Below are 421 nucleotides of genomic sequence, written 5' to 3'. Positions count from 1 at the left end.
CTGTCATTCGCAAGAACGTCGTTCGGTAAATTGATTGTTAACGTCGTATCTTCATTGGTTGCGTAGGCATCATCAACAACGGTCGGCGTGTCGTTCACGGCATTGACGGTAATCGTGACGGTCGCTTGTGCGGTTCCACCGTTACCATCACTCGCTTCATATACAAATGAATCCGTGCCATTAAAGTTGGCGTTCGGTACGTAAGTAAATGTGCCATCGGCGTTGAGTGTTAATGTGCCGTTCGCCACATCGGTTACCGGCGTTGTGTTAACCGTTAAGGTGTCACCATCGATATCTGAATCGTTGGCGAGAACGTCGTTCGGTAAATTAATTGTTAACGTCGTGTCTTCATTCGTTGCGTAGGCATCATCAACGACGGTCGGCGTGTCGTTCACCGCATTGACGGTAATCGTGACGGTCG

General features: G+C 49.2%; 1 protein-coding gene. It reads right to left on the bottom strand.

What is annotated here, in order from left to right; all coding sequences use genetic code 11:
• Positions 1-421: cadherin-like domain-containing protein (locus ACYUCY_RS18345; RefSeq protein ID WP_460227990.1), on the bottom strand; the 421-nt coding region annotated here is incomplete at both ends.

Source organism: Aurantivibrio infirmus, from assembly GCF_054767315.1.
This window is presented reverse-complemented; position numbering and strand designations above follow the sequence as displayed.